Source organism: Streptomyces sp. NBC_00435 (genome assembly GCF_036014235.1).
Lineage (GTDB): Bacteria > Actinomycetota > Actinomycetes > Streptomycetales > Streptomycetaceae > Streptomyces.
The window spans coordinates 1,525,307-1,539,616 of sequence record NZ_CP107924.1 but is presented as its reverse complement, the minus strand read 5'-3'; the positions used below and the strand labels follow the sequence as shown (position 1 = coordinate 1,539,616).

Genomic DNA, 14,310 nt, shown 5'->3' with positions numbered 1-14,310 from the left:
GGTCGTGTGAGAATGAAGTACGTGCGTTCCTCGACTGCCCTGTCGGGGTCACCTCCGATCGACTGGGATGTTCAGCACGTGCGTTTTCTCAATGACCTGAAGCCGCCGTACGACCTGACGTACGACGACGTATTCATGGTGCCGAGCCGCTCCGCGGTCGGTTCCCGCCAGGGCGTCGACCTTTCCGCGCCTGACGGCACCGGCACCACCATTCCGCTGGTCGTGGCCAACATGACCGCCATCGCCGGCCGCCGGATGGCCGAGACGGTCGCCCGCCGCGGCGGCATCGTCGTCATCCCGCAGGACATTCCGATCGACGTCGTCACCGACGTGATCTCCTGGGTGAAGACCCGCCACCTCGTGCTCGACACCCCGATCACGCTGGCCCCCACCCAGACCGTCGCCGACGCCCTGTCGCTGCTGCCCAAGCGCGCGCACGGAGCCGGCGTCGTCGTCGACGCCGACGGCCGCCCGGTGGGCGTCGTCACCGACCACGACCTGACCGGCGTGGACCGCTTCACCCAGCTCTCCGAGGTCATGTCCAGGGAGCTCCTGCTCCTCGACGCCGACATCGACCCCCGCGAGGCCTTCAACAAGCTCGACGCCGGCCACCGCAAGCTGGCCCCCGCCGTCGACAAGGACGGCAAGCTCGTCGGCATCCTCACCCGCAAGGCCGCGCTCCGCGCGACCCTGTACAGCCCCGCCACCGACGCCAACGGCAAGCTGCGCATCGCCGCGGCCGTCGGCATCAACGGCGACTTCGTGGCCAAGGCCAAGCAGCTGCTCGACGCGGGCGTGGACACGCTCGTCATCGACACCGCGCACGGCCACCAGGAATCGATGATCAGCGCGATCAAGGCCGTCCGCGCGCTCGACCCGCAGGTCCCCATCGTCGCCGGCAACATCGTGGCCGCCGAGGGTGTCAAGGACCTGATCGACGCCGGCGCCGACATCATCAAGGTCGGTGTGGGCCCCGGCGCCATGTGCACCACCCGCATGATGACCGGCGTGGGCCGCCCGCAGTTCTCCGCGGTGCTGGAGTGCGCGGCCGAGGCGAAGAAGTACGGCAAGCACGTCTGGGCCGACGGCGGCGTCCGCCACCCGCGCGACGTGGCGATGGCCCTGGCCGCCGGCGCGTCGAACGTCATGATCGGCTCCTGGTTCGCCGGTACGTACGAGTCCCCGGGCGACCTGCAGCAGTCGGCCGACGGCCGCCTGTACAAGGAGTCCTTCGGCATGGCCTCGGCGCGCGCGGTGCAGAACCGCACCTCGGAGGAGTCCGCCTACGACCGGGCCCGCAAGGGTCTGTTCGAGGAGGGCATCTCCACCTCGCGGATGTTCCTGGACCCGGCGCGTCCCGGCGTCGAGGACCTGATCGACTCGATCATCGCGGGCGTCCGCTCCTCGTGCACCTACGCGGGTGCGGCCTCCCTCGCGGAGTTCGAGGAGAAGGCCGTCGTCGGCATCCAGTCCGCGGCGGGCTACGCCGAGGGCAAGCCGCTGCACGCCAGCTGGAGCTAGTTCTTCCCCTCCCGTGGCCCCCGGGCCGTCCCTCGCGGACGGACCGGGGGCCACGGGCGTACCCGGGACTCGCGCCGTGCGTGCGGCGCCCCGGCAGGAGGCGGCGCGCGGACCGTTCGGCGCTCGGGGACGACCGGTCGGCGCAGGGACGCAGGGATACGTCAGGCGGCGGATAACTCCCCGCGCGGGATACGGGCACGCTCGGAGCATCCCGACCCGGAAGGGGTACTCCATGCCCGCGACCGTCACCCCGCACGCCCTCGCCCGCCTGCAGCGGGAGCACGGCAAGGCGCTCCACGGTTTCCTCCTCGGCCTCACCTTCGGCGACCGCCACCGCGCCGAGGACCTGGTCCAGGAGACGCTCTTCCGCGCCTGGAAGCACCCGGAGGCCCTGGAGAGCGGCGCCCACGCCTCCATGCGGCCCTGGCTGTACACCGTCGCCCGGCGCGTGGCCATCGACGCCCGCCGGGCCCGCCTGTCACGGCCCGCCGAAGTCGGCCCCGACGGGCTGGAGCACTCGCCGGCCGACGAGGACCGCACCGAACGGTCCGTCGCCGTCCTCGACGTCCGCGGGGCCCTGCGCTCACTCAGCCCCGATCACCGGGCCGTACTCCTGCAGATCTACTTCCGCGGAGCCAGCGTCTGCGAGGCCGCCGAAGCGCTCGGAGTGCCCGTGGGAACGGTCAAATCCCGTACGTACTACGCCCTGCGGGCCCTGCGCGCCCTCCTGCCCGGCTACGATGACGGCCACTTCCGACCGTGACCGGACCTCCAGCTTCGCCAGGATGTGCGAGACGTGGGTCTGCACGGTCCGGCGGGACAGGAACAGGGCCGAGGCGATCTCGGGATTCGTCCGGCCCCGCGCGACCAGCAAAGCCACCTTCAGCTCCGCCGGAGTCAGCGCCTCCCAACCCCGGGCGGGCCTGCGCCGCGCCGCGCGGCGGCCCCGGCGCACGCCCAGGCTCCGCAGCCGGGCATCGGCCCGGGCGATGTCCCACCGCGAACCCAGGGGCTCGTACGCGGCCACCGCCCGGGTCAGCGCCTCCCGTGACCCCGCCAGGTCCCCGTGCCAGGCCCGGGCCACCGCCAGGTCCTCCAGGATCTGCCCCAGCACCAGTCCGCCCCGCGCCCGCGCCGCGGCCCCGGCCAGCAGCTCCGGGTCCTGCGCGAACAGCCCCCGGCAGCGCAGCAGCGCCAGCGCCGGACCCGGGTACTCCGGCAGCGCGGCCGCCGTGCGCGCGCAGGCGGCCACCGCCGACCGGGCCGCGCCGGCGTCCCCGGCCTCCAGCGCGAGCCGGACGGCCTCCGACAGCGCCCAGGGACGGTCGAAGGCCACCGCCTCGTCCACACCGTCCTCGAGCGCGGGCCGCAGCGCGTCGAGCGCCTCCCCCGGGCGCCCGGCGCGCTCCGCCAGCAGAGCGCGGGCCAGCAGGACGTGCGGTCCGTGACGGCGCGCGGCGGGCCGGTCGCCGGACGCTTCCGCGGCCGGCGGGAGCTCCGCCAACTCGTCCTGTGCCGCGTCCTGTTCACCGCGGTGTCCCAGGATCAGCGCGCGCAGCCCGTGTGTCAGTACCGGCAGCCAGCCGTCCGAGACGGGCATGTCCCGCACCCGGGCGAGACCGGCCAGTGCCGCGTCCCAGTCGCCGAGCCGGTAGCGGAGGTCGGCCAGCAGCGCCTCCGTGACCACCAGCCGGCCCGTCGAACCGGTCCGGGTCGCCAGCTCCCGAGCCTCGGTGAGCGCCGCCGCCGAGATCTGCGGCTCGTCGAACCGCAGATGCCCCTCGGCCTGGTTGGCGAGGAGCAGCAGCCGCATGTCATTGGCCGCCGGGCTGCGCCGGGCGTGCGCGATCCCGGCCGCGACGTGGCGCAGCGAGTCCCGGCCGCGGTTCAGGTGGAACAGCGCGAAGGACATGGCGTGTTCGGCCTCGGCGCCGCACAGCGGATCGCGCAGTTCCCGGGCCCGCGCGACCACCGGTCCGGCGAGGGCGTACGCCTCCTGCGGCCGGCGCAGATCGGCCAGTGCCAGCACCCGGCACGCCTCCAGGCGCAACCGCCACTCGGGACAGGGGACTTGCTCGGCCAGCGCCTCCTCGGTGACCTCCAACGACCGGGCCATGTCCCCCTGGATCATCAGCGCCGACACCAGCTTGAAGGCGAGCGCCGCCCGCCGCCCGGGATCATCGGCCCGCTCCCGCAGGGTCCCGAGCAGCTCCACCGACTCGGGCCGCCGCAGTGTCAACGCGGCATCCGCGAGCCCGTCCTCCAGGGCCTCCCGGTACGGACCGGCGGCCGGGACCGTGTCCGTGCCCGCGTCCTGGTCCGCGCTCTGGTCCACGGCCCGGCGCAGCAGCGTGGCCGCCGTCTCGGGGGCCACCGCGATCAGGGCCTGGGCCGAGCGCGCCGTCCACAGCAGGGCCCACGGGTCCAGTCCCCCACCGTCGAGCAGCTGCCCGGCGGTCCGGGCGGGATCGAGACCGGCCCCGGCGAAGGCCCGCGCGGCGTCCTGGTGCAGGGCGGTGCGGGCGGCCCGCGGCACCGCCGCGCACAGGGCCAGCCGCAGGGTCGGCTGCCGGAACCGCAGGGCGTCAGCGCCGGCGGGCTCCGGCGGCCCCGCATCGGAACGCTCCCGGTCCGGGGGCCGGGCGGGCAGGCGGGCCGGCTCCAGTACGCCGGTCAGCAGGGGTTCCTCCAGGTCCGCGAGCAACTCCCTGACGGGTCTGGCCCGTACGAGGGACAGCTCGCGCGCGGTGAAGGACGGGCCCAGCAGCGCCGCATGGCGCAGGGTGGCCACCGCTGCCGGGGGGAAGCGGTTCAGCTCCCGGAGCACCGCCCCGGGCGGCGGGGGCAGTTCCCGGGGCGTGACCGTGAGCTCGGCGTGGGCGTCGCGGACCTCGATGACCCCGGACCAGTGCGCGAGCAACTCCCGCAGCAGCCGCGGATTGCCGCCCGCCTGCCCGGCGGCCTCCCGCAGCCGGGGGCCGGGCGCCGCGCCCAGCACCTCCCGGACCAGCGCGGCCGACTCCGCCCCGGTCAGCGGCGCCAGCCGGAGCGTCCGTCCGCCCGGCCCGCCGCCCAGCCGGGCGCAGAGCTCCTCCACCTCCGCCCGCCGGGGCAGGTTCCGCCGGGCCGCCACCAGCAGCAGCGGGAGCCGTCGCGTCGCCCGCGCGAGGTGGCGCCACAGCAGCAGGGTGGCCGGGTCCGCCCACTGGAGGTCGTCCAGGGCCAGCAGCAGCGGCCGCCGCGCACACCACTCCTCGACATCGGCGGCCAGCAGGTCCACGGCCGCCAGCAGCGCCCCGCCCGGCTCGGCCGACCGCCGGGCCTCCCGCAGCAGGGCCAGCGCCCGGGCCCGCCCGGGGCCGGCCGGGTGCAGGCAGTCCAGCGCGGCGCGCAGCGGGAGTCCGGTGCCCAGCGCCTCCGCGGCGCCGTAGCGCACCCGGCAGCCGAGCGCGGCCGCCTCGGCCAGCGCCTCGTGCAGGAAGGCGGTGCGCCCCGCGCCCGGCTCCCCCTCCACGATCAGGCAGGCTCCGCCGCCCGCCCCGCCGGCTGCCTCCCGTACCCAGGTCCGTAACCCGGCACGGCACTCCTCACGATGCTGTTCTCGCCCGACCCGCACGTCGGCGATCCCTCCGGTCGTTCGCGCCTTCCCCAGGATGGCAGCCCGCGGCCCGGTCAGCGCCGGGGAATTCGGCCAGGTGGGGCCGAACTGTGCACTCCTGCACGGTATTTGGGAATCCGCACAGTTATCTTCATGCCCGCGCCGACACCCGTTTCGATGACGAGGCCGTGGCCGTCCCCGTAGACCTGGCGCAGCCGGTCGTCCACATTGGGCAGCCCGATGCCGGCGGAGGGGCCCGCCCCCTCCCCGGCCAGGATCCGGCGCAGCAGGGCAGGGTCCATCCCGACGCCGTTGTCCTCGATGGTGATCAGTGCCTCCGGACCCGCGTCCCGGGCCGCGATGGTGATCCGGCACTCCTCGGTGGAGTCCTCCAGCCCGTGCTTGACCGCGTTCTCCACCAGCGGCTGCAGGCACAGGAACGGCAGCGCCACCGGCAGCACCTCCGGGGCCACCTGCAGGGTCAGCTTGAGCCGTTCCCCGAACCGGGCCCCGGCCAGCGCCAGGTACTGCTCGATGGAGCGCAGCTCCTCGGCCAGCGTGGTGAACTCCCCGTGCCGGCGGAAGGAGTAGCGGGTGAAGTCCGCGAACTCCAGCAGCAGGTCCCGCGCCCGCTCCGGATCCGTACGCACGAACGAGGCGATCGCCGCGAGGGAGTTGAAGATGAAGTGCGGGGATATCTGCGCGCGCAGCGCCTTGATCTCCGCCTCCATCAGCCGGGTCCGCGAACGGTCCAGCTCGGACAGCTCCAGCTGTACGGAGACCCAGCGCGCGACCTCGGTCGCGGCCCGCACCAGCACCGCCGACTCCCGCGAGCCGTAGGCCACCAGCGCGCCGAGCATCCCGTCCTCGCCGGTCAGCGGGGCGACCACGGCCCACTTCAGCGGGCAGTCGGGCCGCTCGCACTCGGTCCGCACGCTCTGGCTGCGCCCCGACTCCAGCATGACGGCGACCCGGGCCATCGCGCGGCGCTCGTGGTGGTCGGCGCCCGGGCCGTCCCAGGCGAGGACGGACTCGCGGTCCGTCAGGCACAGCGCCTCGGTGCCGAGGAGGGAGCGCAGGCGCCTGGCCGCCTTGCGGGCGGCGTCCTCGGTGAGGCCGGCGCGCAGCGGGGGAGCGGCGAGCGAGGCGGTGTGCAGGGTGTGGAAGGTGGCCCGTTCGACGGGAGTGCCGAGGTCGAGGCCGAGGGCGCGTTCGCCCCGCCGGGCCTGCCACCGGCCGCCGGCCCACCCGAGTCCCAGGAGCAACGCGGCGCCGACCACGGCCAGCACGGAGATCAGTGCTCCGGTCATGAAGCACCGGCCCTTCGTGCGAGCTGCGCTCCAGCCACGGAGCGCTGCGCTGTCCCGAGAGCAGTGCTCTCGCCCGAGTGCGCCGCTCCGGTCACCGAGGACCGTCCTTCCCGGCAGGCACGCCCAAGGAGGTGCCACCACCCGACGGGGCCACCCCCGCCACATCCTCCGGAAGGTGGAGCCGGGCCAGCGTCGCCGCCGTGCCCACCGGGATCCGCCCGCGCGTGGCCAGCGACACCGCCACCATCGTCAGGAAGCCCAGCGGTACCGACCACACCGCCGGCCACGCCAGCAGCGTGTTCACCCAGCCCGCCGGAGCCAGCCCGGCCCGCGTCGCCAGCACCGCGCTGAGCGCCGCCCCGCCCCCGGTCACCAGCCCGGCCACCGCCCCCGGCGGGGTCAGCCCGCGCCACCAGATCCCCAGCACCAGCAGCGGACAGAACGAGGACGCCGACACCGCGAAGGCCAGCCCCACCGCGTCCGCCACCGGCACCTGGGTCACCGCCACGTTCCCGGCCAGCGGCACCAGGATCGCCACCAGCACCGCGACCCGGAAACTGCGCACCCCGCGGGCGGGCAGCACGTCCTGGTGCAGCACTCCGGCCACCGCCATCGTCAGCCCCGACGCCGTCGAAAGGAACGCCGCGAACGCGCCCCCCGCCAGCAGTGCCCCCAGCAGCTCACCGAGGAGCCCGCCCACCATCCGGGCCGGCAGCACCAGCACCGCCGCGTCCGCCTCCCCGGTGAGGGCCAGTTCCGGGGCGTAGATCCGGCCCAGCGCCCCGTAGACCGGTGGCAGCAGGTAGAAGACGCCGACCAGCCCCAGCACCACCAGCGTGGTGCGCCGCGCGGCCCGGCCGTTCGGGCTCGTGTAGAAGCGGACCGCCACATGCGGCAGTCCCATGGTCCCGAGGAAGGTGGCCAGGATCAGCCCGTACGTCGCGTACAGCCGCAGCTCTGGCCGGTCCCCGGACAGCGGTTGCGACCAGCTCGACACGCCGGGTCCGGCCACCGCGCGGCTCTCGGGCACCGGGGAGTCCGGGGCGAACTCCAGCCGCGTGCGGGCCCGTACGGCATGCTGCCCGGCGCCGAGCGTCACCGGCTCGCCCGCGTGGGCGCGCCCGTCCACCTGCCCGGTCACCCTCACCGTCAGCGGCGCGTCCAGGGACAGCCGTACGTCCCCGGCCAGCGTGACGGCGGTGTGCTCGCGGAAGACCGCCGGGGCGTCGAAGGTGGCGCGCGGCGCGCCGTCCCCCACCCAGGCCGCCAGCAGGAAGAACACCGGCACCAGCAGGGCGGTGAGCTTCAGCCAGTACTGGAAGGCCTGGACGAAGGTGATGCTGCGCATCCCGCCGGCCGCCACCGCCGCCGTCACCACGCAGGCGACCAGCACCCCGCCCACCCAGTGCGGGGCCCCGGTGAGGATCTCCAGCGTCAGGCCCGCGCCCTGGAGCTGCGGCAGCAGGTACAGCCAGCCGACGCCGAGCACGAACAGCACCGCGATCCGGCGCACCACCCGCGATTCGAGCCGGGCCTCGGCGAAGTCGGGCAGGGTGTACGCGCCGGAGCGGCGCAGCGGGGCCGCGACCAGCACCAGCAGCACCAGGTACCCGGCCGTGTACCCCACCGGGTACCAGAGCATCTGCGGACCCTGGAGCAGCACCAGCCCGGCGACACCGAGGAAGGAGGCCGCGGAGAGGTACTCGCCGCCGATGGCCGCCGCGTTGAGGCGGGGGCCGACCGTGCGCGAAGCCACGTAGAAGTCGGAGGTGGTCCGGGATATCCGCAGGCCCAGCGCGCCGACCAGCACCGTGACCAGGACGACGACGGCGACCGCGGTCAGCGCGTACGTCTGGTTCACCGGCGGGTCCTTCGGCTGGGGGCAGGTGTACGGGCGCGGGCCCGGGCCCGCGCGCGGCACCGGGCACGGCTCCTGCCGCGGGCGGGATCCCGGGAGTCTACGCACGCCCCCGGACCGGGCGACAGGCCCTCCCGCAGGTCAGGCCGGATCTGGCCGGAGCCGCCGGGCCGGTCAGAGCGCGGGGTCGCGGTGTTCCGCGCAGTCGCGCAGGGCGATCTCCAGCTCCACGTACGATTCCTCGGCGCGCCGGAAGGCCAGCGTCAGCGCGGCCTCGGCCCGGGGCGGCAGCTGCCCGTACGCGCCCTCGTGGGCCTCGTACAGTACGTCGGCCCAGCGCGCGGCCGCGCTCCGCAGGCGGGCCAGCAGGACCTCGGCCTCGGCGGGACCGGCCGGACGGGTGCGCGGCAGTCCGTTCAGCGCGTCGAGCAGCGCCTGGATTTCGGACATCTGCTTCCTCCCGGGGCGGAAGATCCACGATACGCGCGGCCACCCGGCGCGGTGGGCCACCGCGCCACCGCTGCGGCCGGCGGCCGGGGCGGATCGCCGTACGTCCCTCGCGGCACGGTGAACGGCTCGCCGGCGCGCCGGGCGGTCACCGCGACCCGCCGGCCGGCCGGTCTGGCGGCCGGTCTGGCGGCCGGACCGGTGGTCGGTCCGGTGGTCGGTCCGGCCCCTCAGCCCATCGCCTGGCGCATCAGCAGGTCCCTCAGCTCCCGCGCGTGCCGCCGGCTCACCTGGAGTTCGGCCGATCCGACGCGGACCGTGGTGGTGCCGGCGTCCAGCCGCAGTTCGTCGATGCGCCCCAGTGCCACGAGGTGCCGGCGGTGGATGCGGACGAACCCGCGCGCCGCCCACCGCTCCTCCAGTGTGGCCAGCGGTATCCGTACCAGGTGGCTGCCCTCGTCCGTGTGCAGGCGGGCGTAGTCGCCCTGGGCCTCCACGTACGCGATGTCCGCGATCGGCACGAAGCGGGTGACTCCGCCCAGTTCGACGGCGATCTGCTCCGGGGCGCGGTCCGGGACACGGTCCAAACTCCGGTCCGGAGACCGATCCGGTCCGGGCTCCGGCCTCCGGTCCGCGACGGCGGCCCCGGGGTCCGCGGCGCGGACCGGGGCGGGCTCCGGGGCCGCCGCTACGGTGCGCACGGCTCCCGGAAGGGCCGCCGCGGGCCGCTCCCCGGCCAGGCCGAACTGCGCGCAGGCCCGCCGAACGGCCTCGGCCAGCCGCTCCGGCCGCACGGGCTTGAGCACGTAGTCCACGGCCTTGAGGTCGAAGGCCTGTACGGCGAACCCCTCGTGCGCGGTGACGAACACGATCAGCGGCGGCCGCGCGAATCCGGCCAGCAGCCGGGCGATGTCGAGCCCGGTCAGCCCGGCCATGTGGATGTCGAGGAAGACCACGTCGATGCCGTCGGCCCCGTCCGGGCCGCTCTCCAGGGCGAGGGTGATCCGGCGCAGCGCCTCGGTGGCGTCCGAGGCGCCCTCGGCGCTGAGCACCCTGGGGTCGGAGCGCAGCAGGTAGAGGAGTTCTTCGAGCAGGGGCTTCTCGTCGTCGACGGCCAGTACGCGCAGCATGAGGCGGATTCTAGGTTCCGGTTCGCCGGGGCGAAATGGTGCGCGGCCCCTGCCCCGGGGGGAGGGGAGGCAGGGGCCGCGCGGTCAGGTGGTGTGCGGGTGCGGGTGCGGCGGTGCTACTGGACGGTGATGAGCTTGCCGTCGGGAGCCACCGCGTACCAGGTGCCGCCGACGCCCTGGCCGTTGGTGTCGCCGGCCTTCTTGTCACCGGTGAAGGTGTAGACGGGCCAGCAGTTCACGGTCTGCTGCTTCTTGCCGTCGGGGCGGTCGAGCACCAGGTAGTTCTTCTCGATGATGCCCTTGGCGTTGGCCTTGTCCACCGGGGGCACGACCGGCCACTTGGCCACGCAGTCGCCCTCGCACTTGGAGACCATCGGCCATGCGGTGTCGGGCTTGAACCGGTACACGGTCATTCCGTTGCCGTCGACGATGTGGTCGCCGAGCTTGGCGTCCTTGGCCACGGTCAACGCGCCCGCGGTCTGCCCCGCGCCGCCCGGCGCGGCGGCGGCCTTAGCGGCCTTCTTGCCGTCCGGGGCGGCCGCGAACCAGGTGCCGCCGACGCCCTGGCCGTTGGTGTCGCCCGCCTTGGCGTCCTTGCTGAACCGGTACACGGGCCAGCCCGCCACCGTCAGTTGCTTGCTGCCGTCGGTGCGGACCACCTCGCCGAGCACCGCCGGGTCCATGCCCGCCGCGGCGGTGGCGTCACCGGCCGCGACCACCGGCCAGGTCTTCGCGCAGTCCCCGTCGCAGTTCGACTTCGAGGGCTTCGCGGTGTCCTTGTCGAAGCGGTAGAGGGTGAAGCCCGCGCTGTCGGTGAGGACGGAGCCGAGCTTCTCGTCCTGCGCGATGGCGAGCTGCCCGGCGGACTCGGCGGCACCGGCCGCGGCCGCGTCGGCCCCGGAGCCGTAGGCCGAGTCGTAGCCGTCGCCCGAGGAGGGGGACTGGGCCGGGGCGACCGCGCCGGCCGGCTTGGTGTTGTCGGCCGCCGTGTCGTCCCCGCCGCACGCGGTCGCGGTGAATGCGACGACGACCGCCACGGCCGCCAGGGTGGTTCCGCGCTTGATGCCCATCTTGATCTCTCCCACGTGTGTGTCCCTGCCCGTACCGCCGCCCCCTTCGAGTGGAGCGGCGGCAACTGTGTGCAGGACACGCTCCGTCGGAGCCGGTCTGTTCAATTCCTCCGGTGTGGGCTGTTTCACTCACCCCGCGCCGAACCCGGCCCGCTTCAGGGCCGTGGCCACAGCGAGGCCGAGCGTGCGGTGTCCCGCGTCGTTGGGATGCAGTCCGTCCGCCAGGTGCTCGGGTCCCAGCAGGTCCCGCCCCGGCAGCAGGGCCAGCCGGTCGTCCCCGGCGGCGATCCGCTCCCGGGTCGCGCGCTCCATCGCGTCGCGCAGGGCGCCCAGGGTGGCGCCCAGCTTGTTCGGGGTGCGCTCCGCGTCGGGCCGCAGCACGGGGGAGAGGAGGAGCAGCGGTGTCCGGGGGTGTCCCTGGCGGACCAGTTCGAGGAACGCGCGGGTGGTCTCGTACAGGAGCGGGGCGGAAAAGGGCACACGGGACCAGCAGTTGGTGCCGAAGGCGAGGGTGATGGCGTCGGCGGGGAGCGAGGCGAGCTGCTCGGCGCAGGCCAGTTCCCCGCGTGCGGCGCCCGCGTAGCCGAGGTTGACGGTGTCCCAGCCGAGTGCCCGCCCGGTGACCGCGGGCCAGCCGTGCGCGGGCCGGGTGGACCACCAGCCCTCCGTGATGGAGTCGCCGTGCACCACCCAGCGCAGGGCCGGCGGCGCGGGGGCGACCGGGCCGCCGATCCCGCGCACGCCGAGGATCAGCGGGGCCTGCGTCTCGGGCGGATGGATGGTGAACGGGCCGGGGCCGCCGGGCAGTTCGATGCGTACGACGGCCTCCGCCGCCGGCTCGGTGTACAGCTCGCTCACCACCCCGTGCCGGTCCCACAGGGCGAAGCCGTGCGCGAGGTCGCGCAGGGCGTCGGTGGGGACGGGCACGGTCGCCCGGTAGCGGATCTCCACAGCCCGGGCGCCCCGCGCGGTGAACTCCAGGCGCACCCCTATGGGCAGGGTGGCCCGTTCACCGGTGTCCCAGGGCAGCCGCATGGTGTCGGCCGGGTCGGCCCGCACCGGGCGTCCCCCGTCCATCCAGGCCACGCCGCGCAGGAAGGGGCCGGGGTCCAGCCACTGCCCGGTGTCCGGGGCCGTTCCCGCACCGGCGTCCACCCGCGCGTCCGCCTCCACCCGCGCGTCCACGCCCCCACCCGTGTCCACCCGCGCGTCCACGCCCGTACCCACGCCCGCACCCACCTCCACGTCCACGTCCGCGTCGGGCCCGGGTCTCCCTGTGCCGCTCATCGCTCGCCTCCCACCGTCGGGTACGGGAACTTCACGCCGACACCGCCGTCCACCACCAGCGTCTGCCCCGTCATGTACGAGGACTGCGGCGAAGCCAGGAAGTACAGCGCGGCCGCGATGTCCGAGGTCTGCGCGACGCGCCCCAGCGGGGCGTTCTCCGCGTTGAGCCGCTGCCCCTCGGGGCCCAGCAGGGCGGCGACCCGCGGGGTCCACACCACCCCCGGAGCCACCGCGTTGACGCGCACCCCGCGCGGGCCCAGCTCGACCGCCGCCGAGCGCACCAGGGAGATCAGGCCGGCCTTCGCGGCCCCGTACGCGGCGTGCAGCGGGGCGGCGGTGAGCCCGGAGACGGAGGCGACGAAGACCAGCGGTCCGCCGCCGGCCGCTGCGACGGCCTCGCCCCCGTACTGGACGGCCAGCCAGGCGTGCCGCAGCACCAAGTTGAAGTGCCAGTCCCAGCCGGCGTCGTCCAGCTCGGGGAGCGCGGCGTACCGGGCCATGCCGACGATGTCGACGACCCCACCGACCGGGCGGCCGCCGAGCAGCTTCGGAGCCCCGGCGAAGAGCTCCCGTACGTCCTCGCGCCGCGTGACGTCCGCGGTGTACGGGACGCCCCCGGTCTCGGCCGCGACCGCCCGGGCCCGCTCAGCGTCCACGTCCACGCACAGCACCCGCGCGCCCCCGGCGGCCAGCGCGTGCGCGGTCTGGCGGCCGATGCCGTTGCCCGCGCCCAGCAGGACGAAGGCGCGGCCTTCGAGGCGGTGCAGGGCGGCGTAGTCGGGGACGGGGGAGGCGTCCACGGGGCCTCCCTCGGGTCCGGCGCTCACGCGGACGCCTTCCGCGGCTCGTAGCGGGCCAGCTCCGGGATGACCTCCGTGCCCAGGATCTCCAGGGTCCGCAGGATCTCCCGGTGTTCCAGGTATCCCCACTGGACGTAGCAGATGAGCTGGTCGACGCCGAGGTCCGCGTACCGTTTGGCCTTGGCGACGATCGTCTCCGCGTCCCCGATGAGGATCATGTCGCCGTCGCTGAACTCCCGTACCGGTACGTTCCCTTCGAGGATCGGCGTGAGCAGCGGGAAGGTCACCTCGCGTTCCTCGGGGCTCAGGTGCGGCAGCTCCCAGTCCAGGGTGAACCGCGCGAGGTTCGAGTACCACCAGGCGACGGAGTCCCACACGCGGGCGCCCGGCGCGGTGCCGGGCGCGGTCGCGTGGACGAGGGTGTAGGCGGCGACCCGGTCGGTCGTGACGTCGGTGAGCGGGCTCGGGACGGCGGCCGCCGCCCGGTACGCGGCCACCTGGCGGGCCATGGCCTCCAGCGGCTGCATGATCGAGAAGGAGAGCAGCCCGAGGCCGTGCGCGCCCGCGACCTCCGCCGAGCCGGGGGAGGTGGCCGCCATCCAGGCGGGCGGGTGCGGATCCTGCACCGGCTTGGGGGTGACCATGCGGCGCGGGAAGCGGAAGCGCTCCGATTCGTAGGCGAAGTACTCCTCGCGCCACATTCCGGTCACGATTTCGATGGCCTCGCGCCAGTCGTCCCGGGACTTCTCCCGGTCCACCCCGAAGGCCGCCTGCTCCATGGGTGTGGACCGTCCGGTGCCCCATTCCACGCGGCCGCCGGAGAGGACGTCGACGGTGGCGACCTTCTCGGCGATGCGCTGGGGCGGGGTGAAGGCGAAGGGGGTCAGGGTGACGCCGAAGCCGAGGCGGATCCGCTCGGTGAGCCCGGCCAGGTGGCCGAGGAGCACCTCGGGGGCCGGGCAGTGCGAGCGGCCTTCGCGGAAGTGGTGCTCGACCGCCCAGACGGTACGGAAGCCCATCCGGTCGGCGAGCCGTATCTGTTCCACCGCCTCCCGGTAGGCGCGCTGCTCGGCGGCCCGCTGGCCGTGCGGGTGGGTTCCCTGCCAGGGCCTCGGCACGTCGATCTCGTAGAGCACGTCCAGATCCATGCCGGCACGCTGCGGCAGATCTGACGAAGTGTCAAGAATGCGGGTCGGGATGCCCCACGCACTGATCGATCATCCCCGCGCAACAAAGGGCCATCCCGGACAGATCCGCGCAACGATCGTGCGCCAATGTGCAAGGATGGT

General features: G+C 74.7%; 10 protein-coding genes and 1 pseudogene. 2 read left to right on the top strand and 9 right to left on the bottom strand.

Annotation, left to right across the window (positions count from 1 at the left end; genetic code table 11):
• The first annotated feature begins 78 nt into the window (after positions 1-78).
• Together OG389_RS06960 and OG389_RS06955 are read left to right on the top strand one after the other, a co-directional pair.
• Complete coding sequence (locus tag OG389_RS06960) at positions 79-1,521, top strand: GuaB1 family IMP dehydrogenase-related protein (protein WP_328297585.1); 1,443 nt, start codon at positions 79-81, stop codon at positions 1,519-1,521.
• 232 nt (positions 1,522-1,753) lie between these two features.
• Positions 1,754-2,284 carry a sigma-70 family RNA polymerase sigma factor gene (locus OG389_RS06955; RefSeq protein WP_328297584.1) on the top strand — a complete coding sequence of 177 codons (531 nt, stop codon included), beginning with the start codon at positions 1,754-1,756 and terminating at the stop codon, positions 2,282-2,284.
• A gap of 36 nt (positions 2,285-2,320) precedes the next feature.
• Here OG389_RS06955 and OG389_RS06950 read toward each other — a convergent pair.
• From OG389_RS06950 to OG389_RS06910, 9 genes and pseudogenes are all read right to left on the bottom strand, one after another.
• Positions 2,321-5,137 (bottom strand): annotated as a pseudogene (locus OG389_RS06950) (ATP-binding protein); the annotation flags it as partial.
• Between the two features lie 56 nt (positions 5,138-5,193).
• On the bottom strand, positions 5,194-6,429 hold the full coding sequence (locus OG389_RS06945; protein WP_328297583.1) for a sensor histidine kinase: 1,236 nt from the start codon (positions 6,427-6,429) through the stop codon (positions 5,194-5,196).
• Between the two features lie 91 nt (positions 6,430-6,520).
• A complete protein-coding gene (locus OG389_RS06940; RefSeq protein WP_328297582.1) occupies positions 6,521-8,290 on the bottom strand; it encodes a sodium/solute symporter in 1,770 nt (589 codons plus the stop codon).
• A gap of 171 nt (positions 8,291-8,461) precedes the next feature.
• On the bottom strand, positions 8,462-8,737 hold the full coding sequence (locus OG389_RS06935; protein WP_328297581.1) for a hypothetical protein: 276 nt from the start codon (positions 8,735-8,737) through the stop codon (positions 8,462-8,464).
• 227 nt (positions 8,738-8,964) lie between these two features.
• A complete protein-coding gene (locus tag OG389_RS06930; RefSeq protein WP_328297580.1) occupies positions 8,965-9,864 on the bottom strand; it encodes a LytR/AlgR family response regulator transcription factor in 900 nt (299 codons plus the stop codon).
• A 116-nt stretch (positions 9,865-9,980) separates the two neighbouring features.
• Entirely contained in the window at positions 9,981-10,934 is a 954-nt protein-coding gene (locus OG389_RS06925) for an SCO0930 family lipoprotein (protein WP_328303574.1), read from the bottom strand.
• Positions 10,935-11,063: 129 nt separating this feature from the next.
• The gene (locus OG389_RS06920) at positions 11,064-12,221 is read right to left on the bottom strand and encodes a GDSL-type esterase/lipase family protein (protein WP_443059218.1); all 1,158 of its coding nucleotides are present in this window, start codon (positions 12,219-12,221) and stop codon (positions 11,064-11,066) included.
• Positions 12,218-13,021 carry an SDR family NAD(P)-dependent oxidoreductase gene (locus OG389_RS06915; RefSeq protein ID WP_328297579.1) on the bottom strand — a complete coding sequence of 268 codons (804 nt, stop codon included), beginning with the start codon at positions 13,019-13,021 and terminating at the stop codon, positions 12,218-12,220. The genes OG389_RS06920 and OG389_RS06915 overlap by 4 nt, the downstream gene beginning before the upstream one ends.
• Positions 13,022-13,044: 23 nt before the next feature.
• Complete coding sequence (locus tag OG389_RS06910) at positions 13,045-14,169, bottom strand: LLM class flavin-dependent oxidoreductase (RefSeq protein WP_328297578.1); 1,125 nt, start codon at positions 14,167-14,169, stop codon at positions 13,045-13,047.
• Positions 14,170-14,310: the final 141 nt, after the last annotated feature.